Here is a 17,245-nt window from a genome sequence, read left to right as displayed (position 1 = left end):
GAACCGGACGCAGTTCACAACTAGCGTACGACTTCATACTCATGCCCCAACGCCAGACAGTGACTCAACCATTCCCCCAGGAACAGATTGAGCTGAGCCTTTTCATCCGGCTGATGCATCGCCGCGTTCGGGTAAGGATAGATGCCGCGAAAGCGTCGTGCGTGTTCGGCGCTGATCACTTCGGCCATGCGCGCATCGTGGTAGACCTGCACTTCGAGTTGCGGCACCGGCAGCCATGGCAGGCTGTGTTCCTGACGCACCTGCAAAGTGGTGGTGTACGGGCAGGTTTGCAGCACTTCGAGGGCCAGCACGCCGAGCATCTGCTCGCCCTGAGTGACGGCGATGCGCCGCGCCTCGGGTTCGTTGCGCATGTCCGGAACTAGTCGCATCAAGCGCGCGTAGTTGGCCTCGCAGGCGGCTTGCAGCCCCACGAGGTCGACTCGATAACGATCGCGCAGCTTGTTTACGACCATAACCCCCTCACTTCGGCGCGGTTCAGCGCCAGCCATTGCAAGGCGATGATGCTCGCCGCGTTGGCAATGCGACCGTCACGGACGGCCTGCAAGGCATCTTCGAAAGCCCAGACCGTGACGCGGATATCTTCTGCCTCTTCTTCCAGGCCATGCAGGCCGCCAACGCCTTCGGTGCTGCAACGCCCCAGATACAAATGCACAAACTCGTTGCTGCCGCCCGGCGACGGGAAATATTTGGTCATCGGCCACAGGGCCTTGATGTCCAGCCCAGCTTCCTCCTGCGCCTCGCGGTGAGCAACTTCTTCCGGTTGTTCATCCTTGTCGATCAGACCAGCGACCAGTTCGACCAGCCACGGATTGTCGGTCTTGCCCATGGCGCCGACGCGGAACTGCTCGATCAACACCACTTCGTCGCGCTGTGGATCGTAGGGCAACATGCACACCGCATCGTGACGCACAAACACTTCACGGTTGATCTCGCGGCTCATGCCACCGGCGAACAATTCATGGCGCAGGTGCAAACGATCGAGTTTGTAAAAACCCTCGTAGCAGCGCTCGCGTCGCACGACGTCGACGGTAGTCGGAATGGCGTTGGCAAAATCAGTCATGAGCATCCTCTTTTCTGCAGATCCATTACGAGGTTGCTGTTGGTGACTGGCAACCTCGACTTCGCGCCATCCTAACGCGCCCGAACGGTTTGATGCAGCCCCTTTACCGTCAGCGGGATGGACGGTGGAGGCGAAACCCACTCTAATTAGCTTAGTGGCGAACTGACTGCTTCTGCGAGAGTCGAAGCGGATATCTTTTTGCCTTCCCCTGCTTTCGAAAGGACGCCCATGTCGCTTTTCAAAATTGCCTCCGTGGCCGCCATCGCCCTGACCCTCGGCGCGTGCGCAAGCCTGTTCCAGCCCAACTACCGCACACCGCTGGAAACCACCCGCGATGCGTCGGAACAACTTAAGCCTGGATGTTCCAACCCTGATTGCCCGCTGGTGAACATCGACACCCTGCGCTTCCCGGCCGAACCTGCGCTGGACGGCATTATCGAAAAACGCCTGCTGCAAATGACCCGCACCGAGAAAAACGCCCCGGTGGCGCCAACCCTGGCGGCCTACCGCGAGCAGTTTCTGGCCAGCGCCGGCCCACGCAACAGCAGCTACCTGCAAGCGAAAGTACGCGAGCAGCATGACGGCTTGGTGATCATCGAGGTGTCGAGCTACCTCGACACCGGCGGTGCGCATGGCACACCGGGTCGCGGTTTCATCAACTATTCGCGCCAGCAGCATAAAGTACTGAACCTGTCCGACATGTTGATGCCGGGTCAGGAAGAGGCATTCTGGAAAGCGGCGCAAGTCGCGCACAACAGCTGGTTGATCAGCACCAAGCTCGACCAGGAAGCGGACTTTGTGAAGAGCTGGCCGTTCGTGAAAACCCCGAACGTGGCGCTGACCTATGGCGGTGTGATCCTCAAGTACGACGTGAGCACCATTGCGCCTTACGCACTGGGCCACGTCGAACTGAAGATTCCTTACCCGCGTCTGAACGGCATTCTCAAGCCCGAGCTGTTTCCCGGCCGTAACTGAAGGCCCGGCCCAGCACGAGCTGCAACAGCCCTGCCAGCACCAGCGCCGGCAGGGTTGCGCCGACATCCGGATACAGATTCGCCAGCAAGTGGTAGGTGCTCACGCCGCCCAGCCACGCCAACAACGCCGGCCAGCGCAACGCGGCTGACGCGACCTGAGCACTACGCTTGCGCAGGATGAAGTGATCGACCAGCACCACGCCGAACAGCGGCGCAAACACCGAACCGATCAGCAACAGGAAATTCTGGTACTGGGCCAATGGCGCCAGCAGGGCGATCAGCGTGCAGATCACGCCGATGGCCAAGGCCAGATGTTCGACTTTCAGGCGCAACAGAATCCCGCTCGATACCGCTGCCGAATGAATGTCGGCGAAGGCGTTTTCCGACTCATCGAGCAGAATCAGCAGCAGCGGAATGCCCAGACCGGCGCCAGCCAGAGCCAGCAACAGCGCGTTGACTTCACCGCTTGGCGCAAAGGCCAGGGTGTAGGCGACGCCAAGGCTCATCAGCCAGAAGTTACCGATAAAGAAACCGACGGCAGTACCACCGAACACATTCTTCGCGCGCTTGCCGAAACGCGAGTAATCGGCGATCAGCGGCAGCCACGACAGCGGCATCGCGATAGCAATGTCGAAGCCCACGGCGAACGGCATCGAACCGTCACCGGCACGCGACCAGAGATCGGCCAGATCGGCTTTGGCGAACAGGTTCCAGGTCAGCCAGAGGCACGCCGCCAGCAACAGCCAGATGCCCCACTTGCGCAGGATCTGCCGGACGAAAGTCAGCGGGCCGCTGACCGCGAGCAACGTCGCCAACGCACCGAAAAACAGTGTCCACAACAGCGGGCTCGACCACAACGAACCTTCGCTGAACGCCCGGGTGCCGAGCAGGCTGGCGGCGTCGCGCATGACGATGATTTCGAACGAGCCCCAACCGATCAGTTGCAGCAAATTCAGCAGCGCCGGCAGGCTCGCGCCCTTGCTGCCGAGGCTGAGTTTCAGCGCGGCCATCGACGACAGGCCGGTGTCGCTGCCGATCACGCCGACGGCGGCCAGCAGCAAAACGCCAACCAGTGTACCGAGGAAAATCGCCAGCAGTGAACCGGACAAGCCCAGGCCAGGCGCGAGCAATGCGCCGGTTTGCAAAACCATCAGGCCGATGCCGAGGGAGAACCACAGGGAAAACAGATCGCGACCGCCGAACACACGCTTGTCGGCGAGTACGGCGAGGTCGGGGGAATAGGTGCTGGGTTGAATGCTCAAGGGTGTTATCTCAGAGGGACATTTGTTGTTGTGTTGATCGCATTCGCGAGCAAGCTCGCCCCCACACTTGAATGCATTCCAAAGTAGGAGCGAGCCTGCTCGCGAAGGGGCCCTTGCAGGCCCACCCTTTTCAGGTCAGATCAAACCTTTTTGTACAGCTGACTGCCTTCCTTCTTGAACCGCTCGGCCTGTTCCGCCAGGCCTTTGGCGACGTCCACGTCGACCGCGTCGATCCGCTGGTTGGCCGCGTATTCGCGGACTTCCTGAGTGATCTTCATCGAGCAGAATTTCGGCCCGCACATCGAACAGAAGTGCGCGACCTTCGCCGAATCCTTCGGCAGGGTTTCATCGTGATACGAACGCGCGGTGTCCGGGTCCAGACCGAGGTTGAACTGGTCTTCCCAACGGAACTCAAAGCGCGCCTTGCTCAAGGCGTTGTCGCGAATCTGTGCACCCGGATGCCCTTTGGCCAAGTCCGCTGCGTGCGCGGCGATCTTGTAGGTGATGATCCCGGTCTTCACGTCATCCTTGTTCGGCAGGCCCAGGTGTTCCTTAGGCGTCACGTAGCAGAGCATGGCGCAACCGAACCAGCCGATCATCGCCGCACCGATACCCGAGGTGATGTGGTCGTAGCCCGGCGCAATGTCGGTGGTCAGTGGGCCGAGGGTGTAGAACGGCGCCTCGTCGCAGCACTCCAACTGCTTGTCCATGTTCTCTTTGATCAACTGCATCGGCACGTGGCCCGGGCCTTCGATCATGGTTTGCACGTCGTGCTTCCAGGCGATCTTGGTCAGTTCGCCGAGGGTTTCCAGTTCGCCGAATTGCGCGGCATCGTTGGCGTCGGCAATCGAACCCGGACGCAAGCCATCGCCCAGCGAGAAGCTGACGTCATAGGCTTTCATGATTTCGCAGATTTCTTCGAAATGCGTGTAGGCGAAGTTTTCCTTGTGATGCGCCAGGCACCACTTGGCCATGATCGAACCACCACGGGAAACGATACCGGTCACGCGTTTGGCGGTCAGCGGCACGTAGCGCAGCAACACGCCGGCGTGAATGGTGAAGTAGTCGACGCCCTGCTCGGCCTGCTCGATCAGCGTGTCGCGGAACAGCTCCCAGGTCAGGTCTTCGGCCGCGCCACCGACTTTTTCCAGCGCCTGATAGATCGGCACCGTGCCGATCGGCACCGGCGAATTGCGGATGATCCACTCGCGGGTTTCGTGAATGTGCTTACCGGTGGACAAGTCCATGATGTTGTCCGCGCCCCAGCGAATGCCCCAAGTCAGTTTCGCCACTTCTTCTTCGATGGACGAACCCAAGGCACTGTTGCCGATGTTGCCGTTGATCTTCACCAGGAAGTTACGGCCGATGATCATCGGTTCCAGTTCGGTGTGGTTGATGTTGGCCGGAATGATTGCGCGGCCACGGGCGATCTCTTCACGGACGAATTCAGGGGTGATGATTTTCGGCACGCTGGCGCCGAAGCTGTGACCCGGGTGTTGCTGATCCAGCAGGCCGGCGGCGCGGGCCACTTCAAGTTTCATGTTTTCGCGGATGGCGACGAATTCCATCTCGGGCGTGATGATGCCCTGACGCGCGTAGTGCATTTGCGTGACGTTGGCCCCGGCCTTGGCGCGGCGCGGGTTGTTGACGTGGGCAAAGCGCAGCTTGGTCAATTCAGGATCGGCGAGGCGCTCGCGACCGAAGTTGGAACTCAGGCCGGCCAGACGCTCAGTGTCGCCACGGTCGTCGATCCACGCCGAACGCACATCGGCCAGGCCTTTGCGGACGTCGATCACCACGTTCGGATCGGTGTAGGGGCCCGACGTATCGTAAACGGTCACCGGCGCGTTGATTTCGCCGCCGAAATCGGTCGGGGTCACGTCGAGGGTGATTTCGCGCATCGGCACGCGGATGTCCGGGCGCGAGCCCTGAACGTAGACTTTTTGCGAACGGGTGAACGGCTTGACCGATTGCTCGTCGACCTTGGCCGAGTCACTCAGGTTGATCGCGTTTTTTGATTTTGTCGTCATCATCACGGGCTCTCCAGACAGCATCCAGGCAGTGGATTGTCGGAGCAGAACCTGAAAGGCACGGACGCACCAGGACCGGTGCTGTGCCTCGTCGTCGAGCGTTCGATTGTCGAACAATTTCCCGGACGAAGCACAAGAGGACTCGCCGGGTGACGAGAAATCTTGTTCCCTACGCAGGCGCTAACCTGATCAGGTTCAACGGGATCCGAAATTATTCGATCTCAGCCTCATAGCAAGGCACCCCGACAAGAACCCGGCCAGTCTAGACACAACCGGCAAAGAACGCCAACACCGCAGCAAACACCATGATGAATGGCATAAATACAGGGGCTTGGCTGATTGTTGTGAGGCAAATGCGCAACTACACTCGCTTTGCCCCGCCACGCCTTGACGCTGTGGGGCCTGCGCCTTACCTTTGGCGCCCGGATTACTTCCATAATATTAATGCTAGGGATCGCCTCATGCTGCGCAAACTCTCACTGGCTCTTGCCGTGTCTTGTGCGTCCAACGCAATGGCCTGGGCAGCAGAAGCGCCCTTGTCGACCAAAACCGATCTGGTCAGCGTCTATCAGGAGGCGGTCGACAACAACGCCGACCTCGCCGCCGCCCGCGCGCAGTACGGCGCACAGAAAGAAGTGGTGCCACAGGCCCGCGCCGGTCTGCTGCCGAACCTGTCAGGCGGCGCTGAGGTGGCCAATGTGCGGACGTCGATCGATCAGCCCTCGGCCACTGCCAACCGCAGCGCTCACTCCTACCAGGCGACTCTGGCCCAGCCGTTGTTCCGCGCCGATCGCTGGTTCCAGTACCAGGCGGCCAAGGACGTCAACGAGCAAGCAGCGCTGCAACTGTCGGCGACCGAACAGAACCTGATCCTGCAATCGGCCGAAAGCTATTTCAACGTGCTGCGCAGCCAGGACAACCTCGCCTCGACCAAAGCTGAAGAGGCCGCGTTCAAGCGCCAGCTCGACCAGTCCAACGAACGCTTCGATGTCGGCCTGTCAGACAAGACCGACGTGCTGCAATCGCAAGCCAGCTACGACACCGCACGGGCCAACCGCATCGTTGCGCAACGTCAGGTCGACGATGCCTTCGAAGCGCTGATCACCCTGACCAACCGCCAGTACAACTCGATTCAGGGCATCGTCCACACGCTGCCGATCCTGCCGCCAGCGCCGAACGACGCCAAGGCGTGGGTTGATACCGCGGCGAAACAGAACCTCAATCTGCTGGCGAGCAACTTCGCCGTCAGCTCCGCCGAGCAGACCCTCAAGCAGCGCAAGGCCGGCCACTTGCCGACCCTCGATGCCGTGGCCAAATACGAAAAGGGTGACAACGACGCCCTCGGCTTTTCCAACCCGAACGCTTTCGGTGTGCCGTACCGTGACAATGTCGAACAGAGCACGGTCGGCCTGCAATTGAACATCCCGATCTACAGCGGCGGACTGACCAGCTCGCAAGTGCGCCAGTCGTATGAGCAACTGAATCAGAGCGAACAACAGCGCGAATCCCTGCGCCGGCAGATCGTCGAGAACACCCGCAACCTGCACCGCGCGGTGAACACCGACGTCGAGCAGGTGCAGGCGCGTCGCCAGTCGATCATCTCCAACCAGAGCGCAGTGGAAGCCACGGAAATCGGTTATCAGGTCGGTACGCGCAACATCGTCGACGTGCTCGATGCGCAGCGCCAGCTGTACACCTCGGTGCGCAACTACAACAACACGCGTTATGACTACATCCTCGACAACCTGCGCTTGAAGCAGGCGGCGGGAACGTTGAACCCGGGGGATCTGGAAGATCTACGGCGTTATCTGAAAGCCGACTACAACCCGGACAAGGATTTCCTCCCGCCGGATCTGGCCAAAGCGGCCGAGGCGCAGCTCAAGGCCCGGCCTTAAGCCTTAAAAACAAAAGATCGCAGCCTTCGGCAGCTTCTACAGGAAACGTATTCCAATGTAGGAGCAGCCGAAGGCTGCGATCTTTTTTGCTTTACTTGATCAGTCGGCCCAAACCATCCAGCAAACGCTGCAACGCGCCCTGATTGCGGCGCATCACTGCCAGCCCGGCGTCGGCCATACGCTGCGCATCGCGCGGCAGCTCAAACAGGCGCTGCACTTCCACCGCCAGTCCTTCGGCATCATCGACCTCGGCCAACGCTCCGGCTTCGCGCAATTGCGCGGCGATGTCGAGGAAGTTGAACAGGTGCGGGCCGCTGATCACCGGTTTGGCCAAGGCTGCCGGCTCCAGCAGATTGTGCCCACCATTGGCCACCAGGCTGCCGCCGACAAACGCGCTGTCCGCCAAGGCATAGAGAAACAGCAACTCGCCCATGGTGTCGCCGAGCAGCACCGACGTCTGCGCATCGACATTGGCCCCAGTCGAACGCCGAACCGTGACGAAGCCTTCACGCTGGCACAGTTCGAACACCGAGTTGAAACGTTCCGGGTGACGCGGCACCAGAATCAGCAACGCATCCGGGTGATTGGCCAGCAAGCGGCGATGGGCGTCGAGGATCACTTCGTCCTCGCCTTCATGGGTGCTGGCGGCAATCCACACCGGACGCTCCAGCGCCTGCCACTGGCCACGCAAGTCAGCTGCACGTTGCAGCAGTTGCGGATCGATGGTCAGGTCGAACTTGATCGAGCCGGTGACCTCAACGGTTTCCGGGCGCGCACCGAGATCGCGGAAGCGCTGGGCTTCGGCTTCGGTCTGCACGGCGAACAAACTCATTTCGGCGAGCATCGGCGCGGTCAGTTTGCCGAAGCGGCCATAGCCTTTGGCGGAACGCTCGGACAAGCGTCCATTGGCCAATGCCACGGCAATTCCGCGCTTGGCGCACTGATGAATGTGATTGGGCCACAGCTCGGTTTCCATGATCACCGCGAGCTTGGGCTGAACGCGATCAAGAAAACGCGCCGCCGCACACGGCAAGTCGTACGGCAGATAACAATGCTGGATGCGCGGCTCATTGGCGAACAGCGCCTGAATCCGCTCCGAACCGGTCGGGGTCATGCAGGTCACGGTGATCGGCAGTTGTGGATAACGTTGCAGCAAAGCGCGAATCATCGGCGCGGCGGCAATGCTTTCGCCCACCGACACGGCGTGCACCCAGATGCCGCCGGGTTGCAGCGTCGGCATGCCGTAGGAGAAACGTTCGCCAATCCGTCTGGCATACGCCGGCGCCTTGCGCGCACGCAGCCATAGCCGAATCGCCACCAATGGCAGCCCCAGGTAAAACAGCGCGGTGTAGAGAGTTCTATTCATGGCGGCGGAGTTTATCGACTTTTGTCGCCGATCGCCCGCAAGTGCACGGCAAAACGTTCGGCCAGCCAGCGCGCGGCCGGGCCGAGCGGTTCGTCGCGGCGCCAGACCAGTTCCACCACCAGTGCCGGCGGGGTCCATTCGCTGTCGAGTTCGACCATCAAGCCCTGATAGGCCGAGTACTGCACCACATGCCGGGGCAACCAGGCCCAGCCGAGGTCGCGTACCAGCCATTCGGACATCACGTAAAAACTGTCGGCGCGCCATACCTGCGGGCTGGCCGGCTCGTTGCCGGGATAGACACTGGTTTGCGTCGACATCAGCAACTGCCGGTGTTGCGCCAGTTGCTGGCAGGTCACGTAAGACTGCTTCGCCAGCGGATGATTGATGCCGCAGACCGTGACCATTTCGACGCTGCCGAGCACCCGGCGCTCCAGTGCTTCGGGGATTTCATCGTGATAGAACAACAGGCCGAGGTCGGCACGACGCTCGACCAGCTTGCGCGCGACTTCGCCTTGCGCGGCGCTGGTCAGTTGCACTTCAAGACTGGGAAACTGCTCGGCCAGTTCACCGAAACTTTCCACCAGTGCCTGATAGGGCATCGCCTCATCCTGCGCCACGCGCAGTTGTGCTTCCTGGCCGCGCAGCATCGCCATCGCCCGGCCATTCAGGCGCTCGCATTGACGCAGGACTTCACGTGCCTCTTCCAACAGCGCTTCGCCCGCCTCGGTGAGCGTTGGCTGACGGCCGCTGCTACGCTCGAACAGGCTGACGCCCAGGTCATCTTCGAGCATGGCAATCGCGCTGCTGATCGCCGACTGCGCTTTACGCTGCTGGCGCGCCACGGCGGAAAACGAGCGGTGTTCGGCGACGTCGACAAACACCCGCAGTTGATCCAGATTCCATTGCATGTTGATTCACCAACCCATCTCTGTAGCAGATAGGTAATGACTTTACCCCATCTGGCGAATCACTAGAATGCCGCCTCAGCAAGCAACGTTTCACATTGAGGATTTGAACCATGAACGCCTACGCCTACCTGGCCATTGCCATCTGCGCCGAAGTGATCGCCACCGTGTCGATGAAAGCGGTCAAAGGCTTCAGCACGCCACTGCCATTGGTGCTGGTCATCGTCGGCTACGCGATCGCGTTCTGGATGCTGACCCTGGTGGTGCGCACCGTTCCGGTTGGCGTGGCCTATGCGGTGTGGGCGGGCATGGGGATTGTGATGGTCAGCGTCGCGGCGCTGTTCATTTACGGACAGAAGCTGGATATCCCGGCGATGCTGGGGATGGCGTTGATCGTGCTGGGTGTCGTGGTGATCCAGCTGTTCTCGAAAACCGCCGGCCACTAAAATCCAACCACAATCCCTGTGGGAGCGAGCTTGCTCGCGAAAGCGGTTCGTCAGACGCATGATTGCTATCTGACACACCCTCTTCGCGAGCAAGCTCGCTCCCACATTTGGTTCTGCGTTCAACCTGTTGATCATCGACAAATCCGCCCCTTTCCCGAGTCTGTATACTGCGCCCTCGTCTTGAACACTGAGGTCGCTGCATGCCATCCGTTATTTCCACCGACGTTCTGATTGTCGGCGCTGGTGTCGCCGGCCTCTGGCTGAACGCGCGCCTGCGCCGCCAGGGTTTTTCGACCGTGCTGGTGGAAAGCGCCAGCCTCGGCGGCGGGCAGAGTGTGAAGTCCCAAGGCATTATCCACGGCGGCGCCAAGTACGCGTTGCACGGCGCGCTGACTGGCGCCTCGGAAGCCATCGCCGACATGCCACGCCGCTGGCGTGAAGCGCTGGCCGGCAGTGGCGAGCTGGATCTGTCCGGCGTGCGCCTGCTGTCCGAGGCCCATTACCTGTGGTCGCCAGGCACCCTCGCCGGCAACCTCACCAGTTTCTTCGCCAGTAAAGCCGTGCGTGGCCGGGTCGACCAGGTCAAGGGCGAGCAATTGCCGCCGGCCCTGCAAGACAAACGCTTCAAGGGCAAGGTGTATCGCCTTGCCGAACTGGTGGTTGACGTACCGAGCCTGATCCAGCGCCTGGCCGATCTGGCCGGAGATGGCCTGCTCGCCGGGCAAACTATCGAGCCACTGCTGGAGGCCGGCGTGCTGGTCGGCCTGAAAGTCGATGGTCGCGAAATCCGCGCGCAACGCATTGTCCTCAGCGCCGGTGCCGGTACTGCCCAACTGCTCGAAGACCTCGGTTTGAGCCAGCCGGCCATGCAACGCCGCCCGCTGCACATGATCATCGCCAAAGGCCCAGGTCTGAAGCCGCTGTACGCCCACTGCCTGGGCGGCGGCACCAAACCGCGCATCACTGTGACCACGCATCCGGCCGCTGACGGCCAGTGGGTCTGGTACATGGGTGGCGACATCGCCGAAAGCGAAGGTGTGAACCGCGAGCCGGCCGAGCAGATTGCCACCGCGCAGAAAGAGATCGCCCAGTTGTTACCGTGGATCGACCTCAGCACTACGCAATGGGCGACCCTGCGGGTTGACCGTGCCGAGCCAATGCAAACCGGGCTGACGCGCCCGGACAACGCCTTCCTTGCCGAGCAAGGCCGCTTGCTGGTCGGCTGGCCGACCAAACTGGCGCTGGCGCCGGACTTCGCTGACCGGGTCATCGCCGCCCTGGAGCGCGACGGCATCCAGCCACAAGCCACCGAACCATTGCCCGCACTGCCAAAACCACCGCTGGGCGTTCCTGCCTGGGAGCAATTGCTGCCATGACCATTGCCACCCTGCACGATCTGCATCGTCCCTTGGGCAGCACCGGCCTGACGGTTTCGCCGCTGGGCCTGGGCACAGTCAAACTCGGCCGCGACCAAGGGGTGAAATACCCCAACGGATTTCAGATCCCCGGCGATGATGAAGCGCGGATGCTGCTGCGTCAGGCGCGCGATCTGGGCATCAACCTGATCGACACCGCCCCGGCCTACGGTCGCAGCGAAGAACGCCTTGGCCCGTTGCTACGCGGTCAACGTCAAGACTGGGTGATCGTCAGCAAGGTCGGCGAAGAGTTTGCCGATGGCCTCTCGCAACACGATTTCAGCGCAGCACACACACGGATGTCGGTGGAGCGCAGCCTGCAACGTCTTGAAACCGATTTTATCGACCTGGTGCTGGTGCATTCCGACGGCAACGACATGGCGATCCTTGAGCATGAACAGGTGTACGCGACACTCGCGGCGCTCAAGGCCGAGGGCAAGATTCGCGGCTTCGGTTTTTCCGGCAAAACCGTCGAGGGCGGTTTGAAAGCGCTGGAGCAAGGCGACTGTGCGATGGTCACCTACAATCTGAACGAACAAAACGAGAAGGCTGTCATTGACTATGCTGCTGCCCACGGCAAAGCCATTCTGGTGAAAAAAGCCCTGGCCAGCGGTCACGTCTGTTTGAGTCCGGGCGTGGATCCGGTGCGCGCCAGCTTCGAATTGCTGTTCGCGCAACCTGGCGTGGCCAGTGCTATTGTCGGGACGATCAATCCGCTGCACCTCGCCCACAACGTTGCGACCGTTGCCCAGGTCCTACGTGGTCACTGACGCCGCTTCGCGGCCTTAAGCAGGAGCCGATATGCCGCGCACGCTCATCAGAAAGAACCCGAGCAACTTCAAGACCCTGCCGTTGTACGTCGAAGCCACCCCCGAAGGTCTGACCTACCAGAGCGTCGGCATGCCGCTGAACTTTGCGCAGACCTTGCAGCGGCGTAAACCGGTGAGCGTGGCTGACACCGAGCGCTTCTCGCTGGAACTGGCCAACCTCGGGGTTTCCGTGCGCCTGACCCTGCATTGGCAGAATCGCGACTACTGGGTGCTGGTGCGCCAGCGCCGTCAGGATCGTGGCGATGTCGTGCTCAAATTGATTTCCGGTTACGTGCCGGCGCATGAACTGAATATTCCGCTACACACGGCCATTCAGGAAATTGCCGAAGAGTGTTTGCTGGAAACACCGGAAGGCTGGCTCGGCGGACGTTTCAACGACACCTGGCTGCCGGCGCCCTACTCCGCTGCACTGCATTATCGCGAAGCGCTGCCGTTTCGCCTGACCCCGCTGTCCGGCTCAGCGCGACCGATACGTAGCGCCAATCTGCAATTGCTCGAACGCCCACGGGCCTACGTGCATCTGCCGACCGCATCGCTGCAATTGATCTACGACTTGCGTCTGGATGTGCCCAAGGAAGCCAAGTCCCTGAGCCTGTTCCACGTCGACGAACGCCTGGAGGGTGATCAACTGGTGGCCCGACTCGACCGCAAACGGCCCGACCTGTACTTGATGCCCCTCAAGGACGGCGCGCCATTGGCAGAGTTGTACACGCTCAAGCGCGACAAACTGGTACCGGCGAGCACCCGGGGTCTTTATCTGGCCGAGAGTTTTGCCACACAAACCGGCTGGGTTGTGCGCGAAGAGCGGATTCGCTGGAAGGACTGGTTGGTGCAGCAGGGCCTGCAACCGGCGAAAGCCCCGCGTCAGGGACTCAAGCAACTGAGTATCAAGGCGCTGCGACTGGTCGGTCTGGGCAAGAAAACCGGTAAATAACGGTTTAGCGGCGACGGTCCCACCAGGTGCGCAACCCGGCGAAGAAATGAAAGTAGCGGTTTTCGCGCTTGCCCATGCCACGCTTGGGCGAGAACGATTCTTCGGCAAATGCACCGGTAATGCGCACCCGCGATGCCTGCGTCGGCAGCGTGCAGATTTTGGCATCGACCTGCTGCAGGGCATATTTAAGCAAGCGTTCGGAATGCAGCTTTCGGCCTGTTGCCTTGCAGAAATCGAAAATACATTCGATTCGCTTGCCGTACGCGACATACGTGTCGCGCCCGCACACGGCAAAACGGTCGTTCAAACCGCCCCACCATTGCCAGTCAGGAATATAAGCGTTGTGCTTGCGAGCCTCGGGGTGAGCGAAGACATAGGCAGGCAATGCGCTGTGAAAGAAATTGTCCGGGCGCACGAACACAACGAAATCCGGATTGAACGGCTCGATCATGCTGGTCACGGTATGCAATGAGTTGAGCTGAAAGATCAAATTGCGCAATGACGCAAAGTCATCTGCCCAGGTATCGCCCTGTGCTTTGACCTGTTCGAAATCCCAGCGCTCCAGCACGCCCTCGGTCGAGGTGAGTGTGCCGGTCATCGATTCGAATGGCTGGTAGTTGTCCGCCTTCAGTTCGCCTTTCTCACCGGATCGCGTGTTTTGCACCTCATCGATCTTGTACAGATGGTAGAAGCACTTTACATCGCTGCCCGCAGGCAACTGCGCCAGCACGTTTTGCTCGATGGAGGGGAAACAGATCGGCGAATTTCTCGGGATTCCGAAAAAAGCTACGGCAATTTTCAACACTCAACAGCACCTTTTGAAAGTAGTTCGGGCCTGCTGGCAACCGGATAGACGATATCGCTTACTTCGGCCGAAACAGCTTTTGCCACCAGCGACGGGGTTGCAGCGGCACCACGATGATGTCCGACTTCTGCAGCCAGTCACGCTCATAGTCCCAGGCATGGCCACCCCACAGTTTTCCTGCTTCGTTGGAAAAGCCCAGGGTCATGAGCTGATAGGTATAACCGGCATGAGCGCGCAACCAGTCAAACAGCACCAGCGTGTTGAAACCGGTGGAAGGCCCAACGTAGCGCTTGCCGCCCGGGCGGTCGACCGGGTAGTTCCACAGTGGCGGCAGTGGAATGCGATCCCAATACATGGCCACGCGTGGCAGTGGACACATCGGTGCGGCGCAGCCCACCAGCATGCTGAAACAACGTTCGCTCGCCTGTTCGAACATCTGCTGTACCGGCGGCGCGTAAGGCAGACCAAAAAAATACGCGTCCGGCGCGTTGTAGCCATGCACAAAGACATTGACGCTCTGCTTGTTGAGCAGCGCCGCTTTGATGCAGGTATTGAAGCTGACGACGACGTCATCGACGCCAATGTTCAACGCCTGAAAGTCCGCCGCGGTAATGGCCGGGTTGTTGGCAATCAGCACCACCCGAGGCGCACGACTCAGACAGTCGAGAAGTTCTGTCGGTAACGCCCCCGGTACGGACTGATCACCACCGGGCAGCGCATCCAGCGCCATGTGTTCGTCCTTCATTCAGACCGGCACCTTCATCCCGTAACGCAGCTTCACCCAGAATCGCGTGAACGCCGAGGGCGGCTGCCATGGACGCATCTCACGCTGGATTTCCGTAGCCAGTGCCTGACCGACACGGGCAAAGGAATAACGGCTTTGCGCGAACTCCTGGCCATTGAGGGCGATGCGCTCTGCCAGTTCCGGGTCGCTCTGCAGCAGCTGGATCTTTTCCACCGCTTCATCTGCGCTGCGGTAGAACACGGTGTTGTGCATGTCTTCAAAGCCGAGCAGACGGTCTTCTTCGCCCTGACTCCAGGCCAGCAGCACACAACCGCAGGCCATGGCCTCATAGTTCTTGATCATGAACTCGTTCATGCCGATGTCGGCGCTGACGAAAATCCTGATGCGATTGAGCGTCTGCAGGTATTCCGCACCCGACTTGGTACGGGTCACCAGCATCCCGGTTCGCTGCGAGAGCGACTCGAGCATGGCTTTGCGCTCGGCATATTCGGTGCTTTTCAAGCTGCCAAGAAAACCGATGGGAATGTCCCGCTCGACGCCGGTGTTGTGCAGCATCTGCTCGTCATAACCTTTGGAGACAAACACCGTGTCGATGCCTTCAGCGAGCATCTTGCGCGCGACCACGGCACCGGACACCAGCGCCCGGCAACTCGGCAGACGACGGTAGAGCCGTGAATACGCGCCGCGGTATTTACTCGCTGGCATGTAGTTCTGGTAGGCGTCGTGTTCGAGGAAGACCAGCCCGGGGATGCATTTGAGCACCTGCAGTTGCGTGGCCAGGCGTTTGACCCGGGAGAAAATCACCACGCGATCGAAGGTCTGGTAATCGACCGAGGCCAGAAACGACCCCAGATTCAACTGCTGTTTTTTGCTCAAACGATAGATGAAACACTCATCACAGTTCTGCTGCACGATGTCGTAGAGCCGGTCGAGAATGACCCGCTGCTCGTCCATCACCAGGAGCATGACTTTCATAGGTTAATTGACCACGCGACGTAGGCAGGCAAGCGCATCGGATTCAAAGCAGCCTACATCAACGGAAACGGTAAAATCCCCAAGGCAAAATCCGTTCACACGCAGTACACAACGGTAAAAATTCATCTGATCAACGACTGCGGATCTTCTCGACAATCGCAGTTGTCGAGCTGTTTTCCACCAGTCCCAGCACCTTTACGGTACCGCCATAAGCAGTGACGATATCAGCGCCGACTACCTGATCGATGCCGTAATCGCCGCCCTTGACCAGCACGTCCGGTTTGACCTCGCGCAGCAGGTTCTCCGGGGTGCCTTCAGGGAAACTGATCACCCAGTCCACAGCGCCGAGGCCGGCGAGAACCGCCATGCGCCGGTCAACACTGTTGATCGGGCGGCCCGGGCCTTTGAGACGGCTGACCGAAGCATCATCGTTGACCGCGACAATCAGCCGGTCGCCCTGTGCCCGCGCCTGCTCCAGGTAGGTCACATGGCCGGCATGGAGGATGTCGAAGCAGCCGTTGGTGAAGACGATCCTCTCGTTGTGCGCACGGGCATCGGCCACGGCGAGCAGCAACTGCTCCAGCCCCAACACTCCGCGCTCGGAACCTTCTTCACGCTGAATGGCGCGACGCAGTTCCGGGGCGCTGATGGCGGCCGTACCGAGTTTGCCAACCACGATGCCGGCGGCCAGGTTGGCCAGCGCAACGGCGTGGGGCAGGTCTTCACCGGCGGCAATCGCTGCCGCCAGGGTGGAGATCACCGTGTCACCGGCACCGGTGACATCAAACACTTCACGGGCACGGGCCGGCAGGTGCAGCGCCGGCTGATCCGGACGCAACAGGGTCATGCCATGTTCGCCGCGCGTTACCAGCAGCGCACCGAGTTCGAGGTCGTGCATCAGGGCGGCGCCCTTGCTCACCAGCTCATGCTCATCGACGCAACCGCCGACGATGGCTTCGAATTCGCTGAGATTGGGAGTGATCAGGCTGGCGCCGCGATAGATCGAGAAGTCCTTGCCCTTTGGATCGGCCAGCACCGGAATGTTCTTCGCGCGGGCGGCCTGGATCAGCGCCTGATGGTTTTTCAGGGCGCCTTTGCCGTAATCGGAGAGCACCAGCACCTTGATGCCTTCGAGCAGGTCGTCGACCTGCGAACCAAGGGCCAGAGCGTCGGTGGCGAACGGTTCTTCAAAGTCGATACGCAGCAGTTGCTGGTGCCGGCTCATGACCCGCAGCTTGACGATGGTTGGCTGGTGCGCGATGCGCTGGAACAGAGCGCGTACGCCCGCGCCTTTGAGACTGTTGCTCAGGCTGTCGGCGGCTTCGTCATCGCCGGTCACACCGACCAGCGACGCCGGCGCACCCAGCGCGGCAATGTTCAAGGCAACGTTCGCGGCACCGCCCGGACGGTCTTCGATCTGCTCGACCTTAACGACCGGCACCGGCGCCTCAGGGGAAATCCGTGAGGTTCCGCCATGCCAGTAACGGTCGAGCATGACATCGCCGACTACCAAGACCGGGGCTTGATCGAAACGCGGCATGGACAACTTCATGGAGCAACCCACATACAAAATGAACAGGGG

The 17,245-nt window shown here is 60.6% G+C and carries 16 protein-coding genes and 1 riboswitch; of the genes, 6 read left to right on the top strand and 10 right to left on the bottom strand.

Features of this window, described 5'->3' with window-relative positions; genetic code table 11:
* Window positions 1-20: 20 nt before the first annotated feature.
* Together AC1DVF_RS02530 and AC1DVF_RS02525 are read right to left on the bottom strand one after the other, a co-directional pair.
* Complete coding sequence (locus AC1DVF_RS02530; RefSeq protein WP_042557354.1) at window positions 21-473, bottom strand: DUF1249 domain-containing protein; 453 nt, start codon at window positions 471-473, stop codon at window positions 21-23.
* Entirely contained in the window at window positions 464-1,081 is a 618-nt protein-coding gene (locus AC1DVF_RS02525) for an NUDIX domain-containing protein (protein ID WP_093430152.1), read from the bottom strand. The genes AC1DVF_RS02530 and AC1DVF_RS02525 overlap by 10 nt, the downstream gene beginning before the upstream one ends.
* A gap of 228 nt (window positions 1,082-1,309) precedes the next feature.
* Between AC1DVF_RS02525 and AC1DVF_RS02520 the strand changes: the two genes are divergently transcribed.
* Window positions 1,310-2,056, top strand: a complete 747-nt coding sequence (locus AC1DVF_RS02520; protein ID WP_016985683.1) for an RsiV family protein — start codon at window positions 1,310-1,312, stop codon at window positions 2,054-2,056.
* Here AC1DVF_RS02520 and cytX read toward each other — a convergent pair.
* Together cytX and thiC are read right to left on the bottom strand one after the other, a co-directional pair.
* Window positions 2,025-3,317, bottom strand: coding sequence for a putative hydroxymethylpyrimidine transporter CytX (gene cytX / locus AC1DVF_RS02515; RefSeq protein WP_477781948.1), 1,293 nt, complete (start codon window positions 3,315-3,317; stop codon window positions 2,025-2,027). The genes AC1DVF_RS02520 and cytX overlap by 32 nt on opposite strands.
* A gap of 140 nt (window positions 3,318-3,457) precedes the next feature.
* Entirely contained in the window at window positions 3,458-5,347 is a 1,890-nt protein-coding gene (thiC, locus tag AC1DVF_RS02510; protein ID WP_064117168.1) for a phosphomethylpyrimidine synthase ThiC, read from the bottom strand.
* Between the two features lie 149 nt (window positions 5,348-5,496).
* A riboswitch (TPP riboswitch) is annotated at window positions 5,497-5,602 on the bottom strand.
* A gap of 206 nt (window positions 5,603-5,808) precedes the next feature.
* On the opposite strand from thiC, the gene AC1DVF_RS02505 reads away from it, so the two are divergent.
* Complete coding sequence (locus AC1DVF_RS02505; protein ID WP_093430148.1) at window positions 5,809-7,242, top strand: TolC family outer membrane protein; 1,434 nt, start codon at window positions 5,809-5,811, stop codon at window positions 7,240-7,242.
* Window positions 7,243-7,333: 91 nt separating this feature from the next.
* Here AC1DVF_RS02505 and waaA read toward each other — a convergent pair whose 3' ends face one another.
* Both waaA and AC1DVF_RS02495 read right to left on the bottom strand, forming a co-directional pair.
* Window positions 7,334-8,608, bottom strand: a complete 1,275-nt coding sequence (gene waaA / locus AC1DVF_RS02500; protein WP_477781947.1) for a lipid IV(A) 3-deoxy-D-manno-octulosonic acid transferase — start codon at window positions 8,606-8,608, stop codon at window positions 7,334-7,336.
* An 11-nt stretch (window positions 8,609-8,619) separates the two neighbouring features.
* Window positions 8,620-9,516 carry a LysR family transcriptional regulator gene (locus tag AC1DVF_RS02495; protein WP_093430146.1) on the bottom strand — a complete coding sequence of 299 codons (897 nt, stop codon included), beginning with the start codon at window positions 9,514-9,516 and terminating at the stop codon, window positions 8,620-8,622.
* Between the two features lie 110 nt (window positions 9,517-9,626).
* Between AC1DVF_RS02495 and AC1DVF_RS02490 the strand changes: the two genes are divergently transcribed.
* The 4 genes from AC1DVF_RS02490 to AC1DVF_RS02475 all read left to right on the top strand — a co-directional run bounded on the left by AC1DVF_RS02490 (window position 9,627) and on the right by AC1DVF_RS02475 (window position 13,138).
* Window positions 9,627-9,959 carry a DMT family transporter gene (locus tag AC1DVF_RS02490; protein WP_016985677.1) on the top strand — a complete coding sequence of 111 codons (333 nt, stop codon included), beginning with the start codon at window positions 9,627-9,629 and terminating at the stop codon, window positions 9,957-9,959.
* A 200-nt stretch (window positions 9,960-10,159) separates the two neighbouring features.
* Complete coding sequence (locus AC1DVF_RS02485) at window positions 10,160-11,335, top strand: NAD(P)/FAD-dependent oxidoreductase (RefSeq protein WP_477781946.1); 1,176 nt, start codon at window positions 10,160-10,162, stop codon at window positions 11,333-11,335.
* Window positions 11,332-12,144, top strand: coding sequence for an aldo/keto reductase (locus AC1DVF_RS02480; protein ID WP_116255774.1), 813 nt, complete (start codon window positions 11,332-11,334; stop codon window positions 12,142-12,144). The genes AC1DVF_RS02485 and AC1DVF_RS02480 overlap by 4 nt, the downstream gene beginning before the upstream one ends.
* A 31-nt stretch (window positions 12,145-12,175) precedes the next feature.
* Entirely contained in the window at window positions 12,176-13,138 is a 963-nt protein-coding gene (locus AC1DVF_RS02475) for a metal ABC transporter ATPase (protein WP_093430143.1), read from the top strand.
* A 4-nt stretch (window positions 13,139-13,142) separates the two neighbouring features.
* On the opposite strand, the gene AC1DVF_RS02470 is transcribed toward AC1DVF_RS02475, so the two are convergent.
* From AC1DVF_RS02470 to hldE, 4 genes are all read right to left on the bottom strand, one after another.
* A complete protein-coding gene (locus AC1DVF_RS02470; protein WP_095047268.1) occupies window positions 13,143-13,943 on the bottom strand; it encodes a hypothetical protein in 801 nt (266 codons plus the stop codon).
* A 58-nt stretch (window positions 13,944-14,001) separates the two neighbouring features.
* Window positions 14,002-14,688: a hypothetical protein gene (locus AC1DVF_RS02465; RefSeq protein ID WP_477781945.1), complete on the bottom strand. Its 687-nt coding sequence runs from the start codon at window positions 14,686-14,688 to the stop codon at window positions 14,002-14,004.
* A complete protein-coding gene (locus AC1DVF_RS02460; protein WP_477781944.1) occupies window positions 14,689-15,663 on the bottom strand; it encodes a glycosyltransferase family protein in 975 nt (324 codons plus the stop codon).
* Between the two features lie 130 nt (window positions 15,664-15,793).
* Window positions 15,794-17,215, bottom strand: a complete 1,422-nt coding sequence (gene hldE, locus AC1DVF_RS02455) for a bifunctional D-glycero-beta-D-manno-heptose-7-phosphate kinase/D-glycero-beta-D-manno-heptose 1-phosphate adenylyltransferase HldE (RefSeq protein ID WP_034151682.1) — start codon at window positions 17,213-17,215, stop codon at window positions 15,794-15,796.
* Between the last annotated feature and the right edge of the window lie 30 nt (window positions 17,216-17,245).

This window comes from Pseudomonas sp. P4_D7 (assembly GCF_056401755.1).
This window is presented reverse-complemented; position numbering and strand designations above follow the sequence as displayed.

What these genes read in the sequence shown, in the direction of transcription:
- AC1DVF_RS02475 (WP_093430143.1), top strand. Translation starts at nt 12,176, where the DNA reads ATGCCGCGCACGCTCATCAGAAAGAACCCGAGCAACTTCAAGACCCTG.
- AC1DVF_RS02490 (WP_016985677.1), top strand. Translation starts at nt 9,627, where the DNA reads ATGAACGCCTACGCCTACCTGGCCATTGCCATCTGCGCCGAAGTGATC.
- waaA (WP_477781947.1), bottom strand. Translation starts at nt 8,608, where the DNA reads ATGAATAGAACTCTCTACACCGCGCTGTTTTACCTGGGGCTGCCATTG.
- AC1DVF_RS02520 (WP_016985683.1), top strand. Translation starts at nt 1,310, where the DNA reads ATGTCGCTTTTCAAAATTGCCTCCGTGGCCGCCATCGCCCTGACCCTC.
- AC1DVF_RS02530 (WP_042557354.1), bottom strand. Translation starts at nt 473, where the DNA reads ATGGTCGTAAACAAGCTGCGCGATCGTTATCGAGTCGACCTCGTGGGG.
- AC1DVF_RS02480 (WP_116255774.1), top strand. Translation starts at nt 11,332, where the DNA reads ATGACCATTGCCACCCTGCACGATCTGCATCGTCCCTTGGGCAGCACC.
- hldE (WP_034151682.1), bottom strand. Translation starts at nt 17,215, where the DNA reads ATGAAGTTGTCCATGCCGCGTTTCGATCAAGCCCCGGTCTTGGTAGTC.
- thiC (WP_064117168.1), bottom strand. Translation starts at nt 5,347, where the DNA reads ATGACGACAAAATCAAAAAACGCGATCAACCTGAGTGACTCGGCCAAG.
- AC1DVF_RS02525 (WP_093430152.1), bottom strand. Translation starts at nt 1,081, where the DNA reads ATGACTGATTTTGCCAACGCCATTCCGACTACCGTCGACGTCGTGCGA.
- AC1DVF_RS02460 (WP_477781944.1), bottom strand. Translation starts at nt 15,663, where the DNA reads ATGAAAGTCATGCTCCTGGTGATGGACGAGCAGCGGGTCATTCTCGAC.
- AC1DVF_RS02485 (WP_477781946.1), top strand. Translation starts at nt 10,160, where the DNA reads ATGCCATCCGTTATTTCCACCGACGTTCTGATTGTCGGCGCTGGTGTC.
- AC1DVF_RS02505 (WP_093430148.1), top strand. Translation starts at nt 5,809, where the DNA reads ATGCTGCGCAAACTCTCACTGGCTCTTGCCGTGTCTTGTGCGTCCAAC.
- AC1DVF_RS02465 (WP_477781945.1), bottom strand. Translation starts at nt 14,688, where the DNA reads ATGAAGGACGAACACATGGCGCTGGATGCGCTGCCCGGTGGTGATCAG.
- AC1DVF_RS02495 (WP_093430146.1), bottom strand. Translation starts at nt 9,516, where the DNA reads ATGCAATGGAATCTGGATCAACTGCGGGTGTTTGTCGACGTCGCCGAA.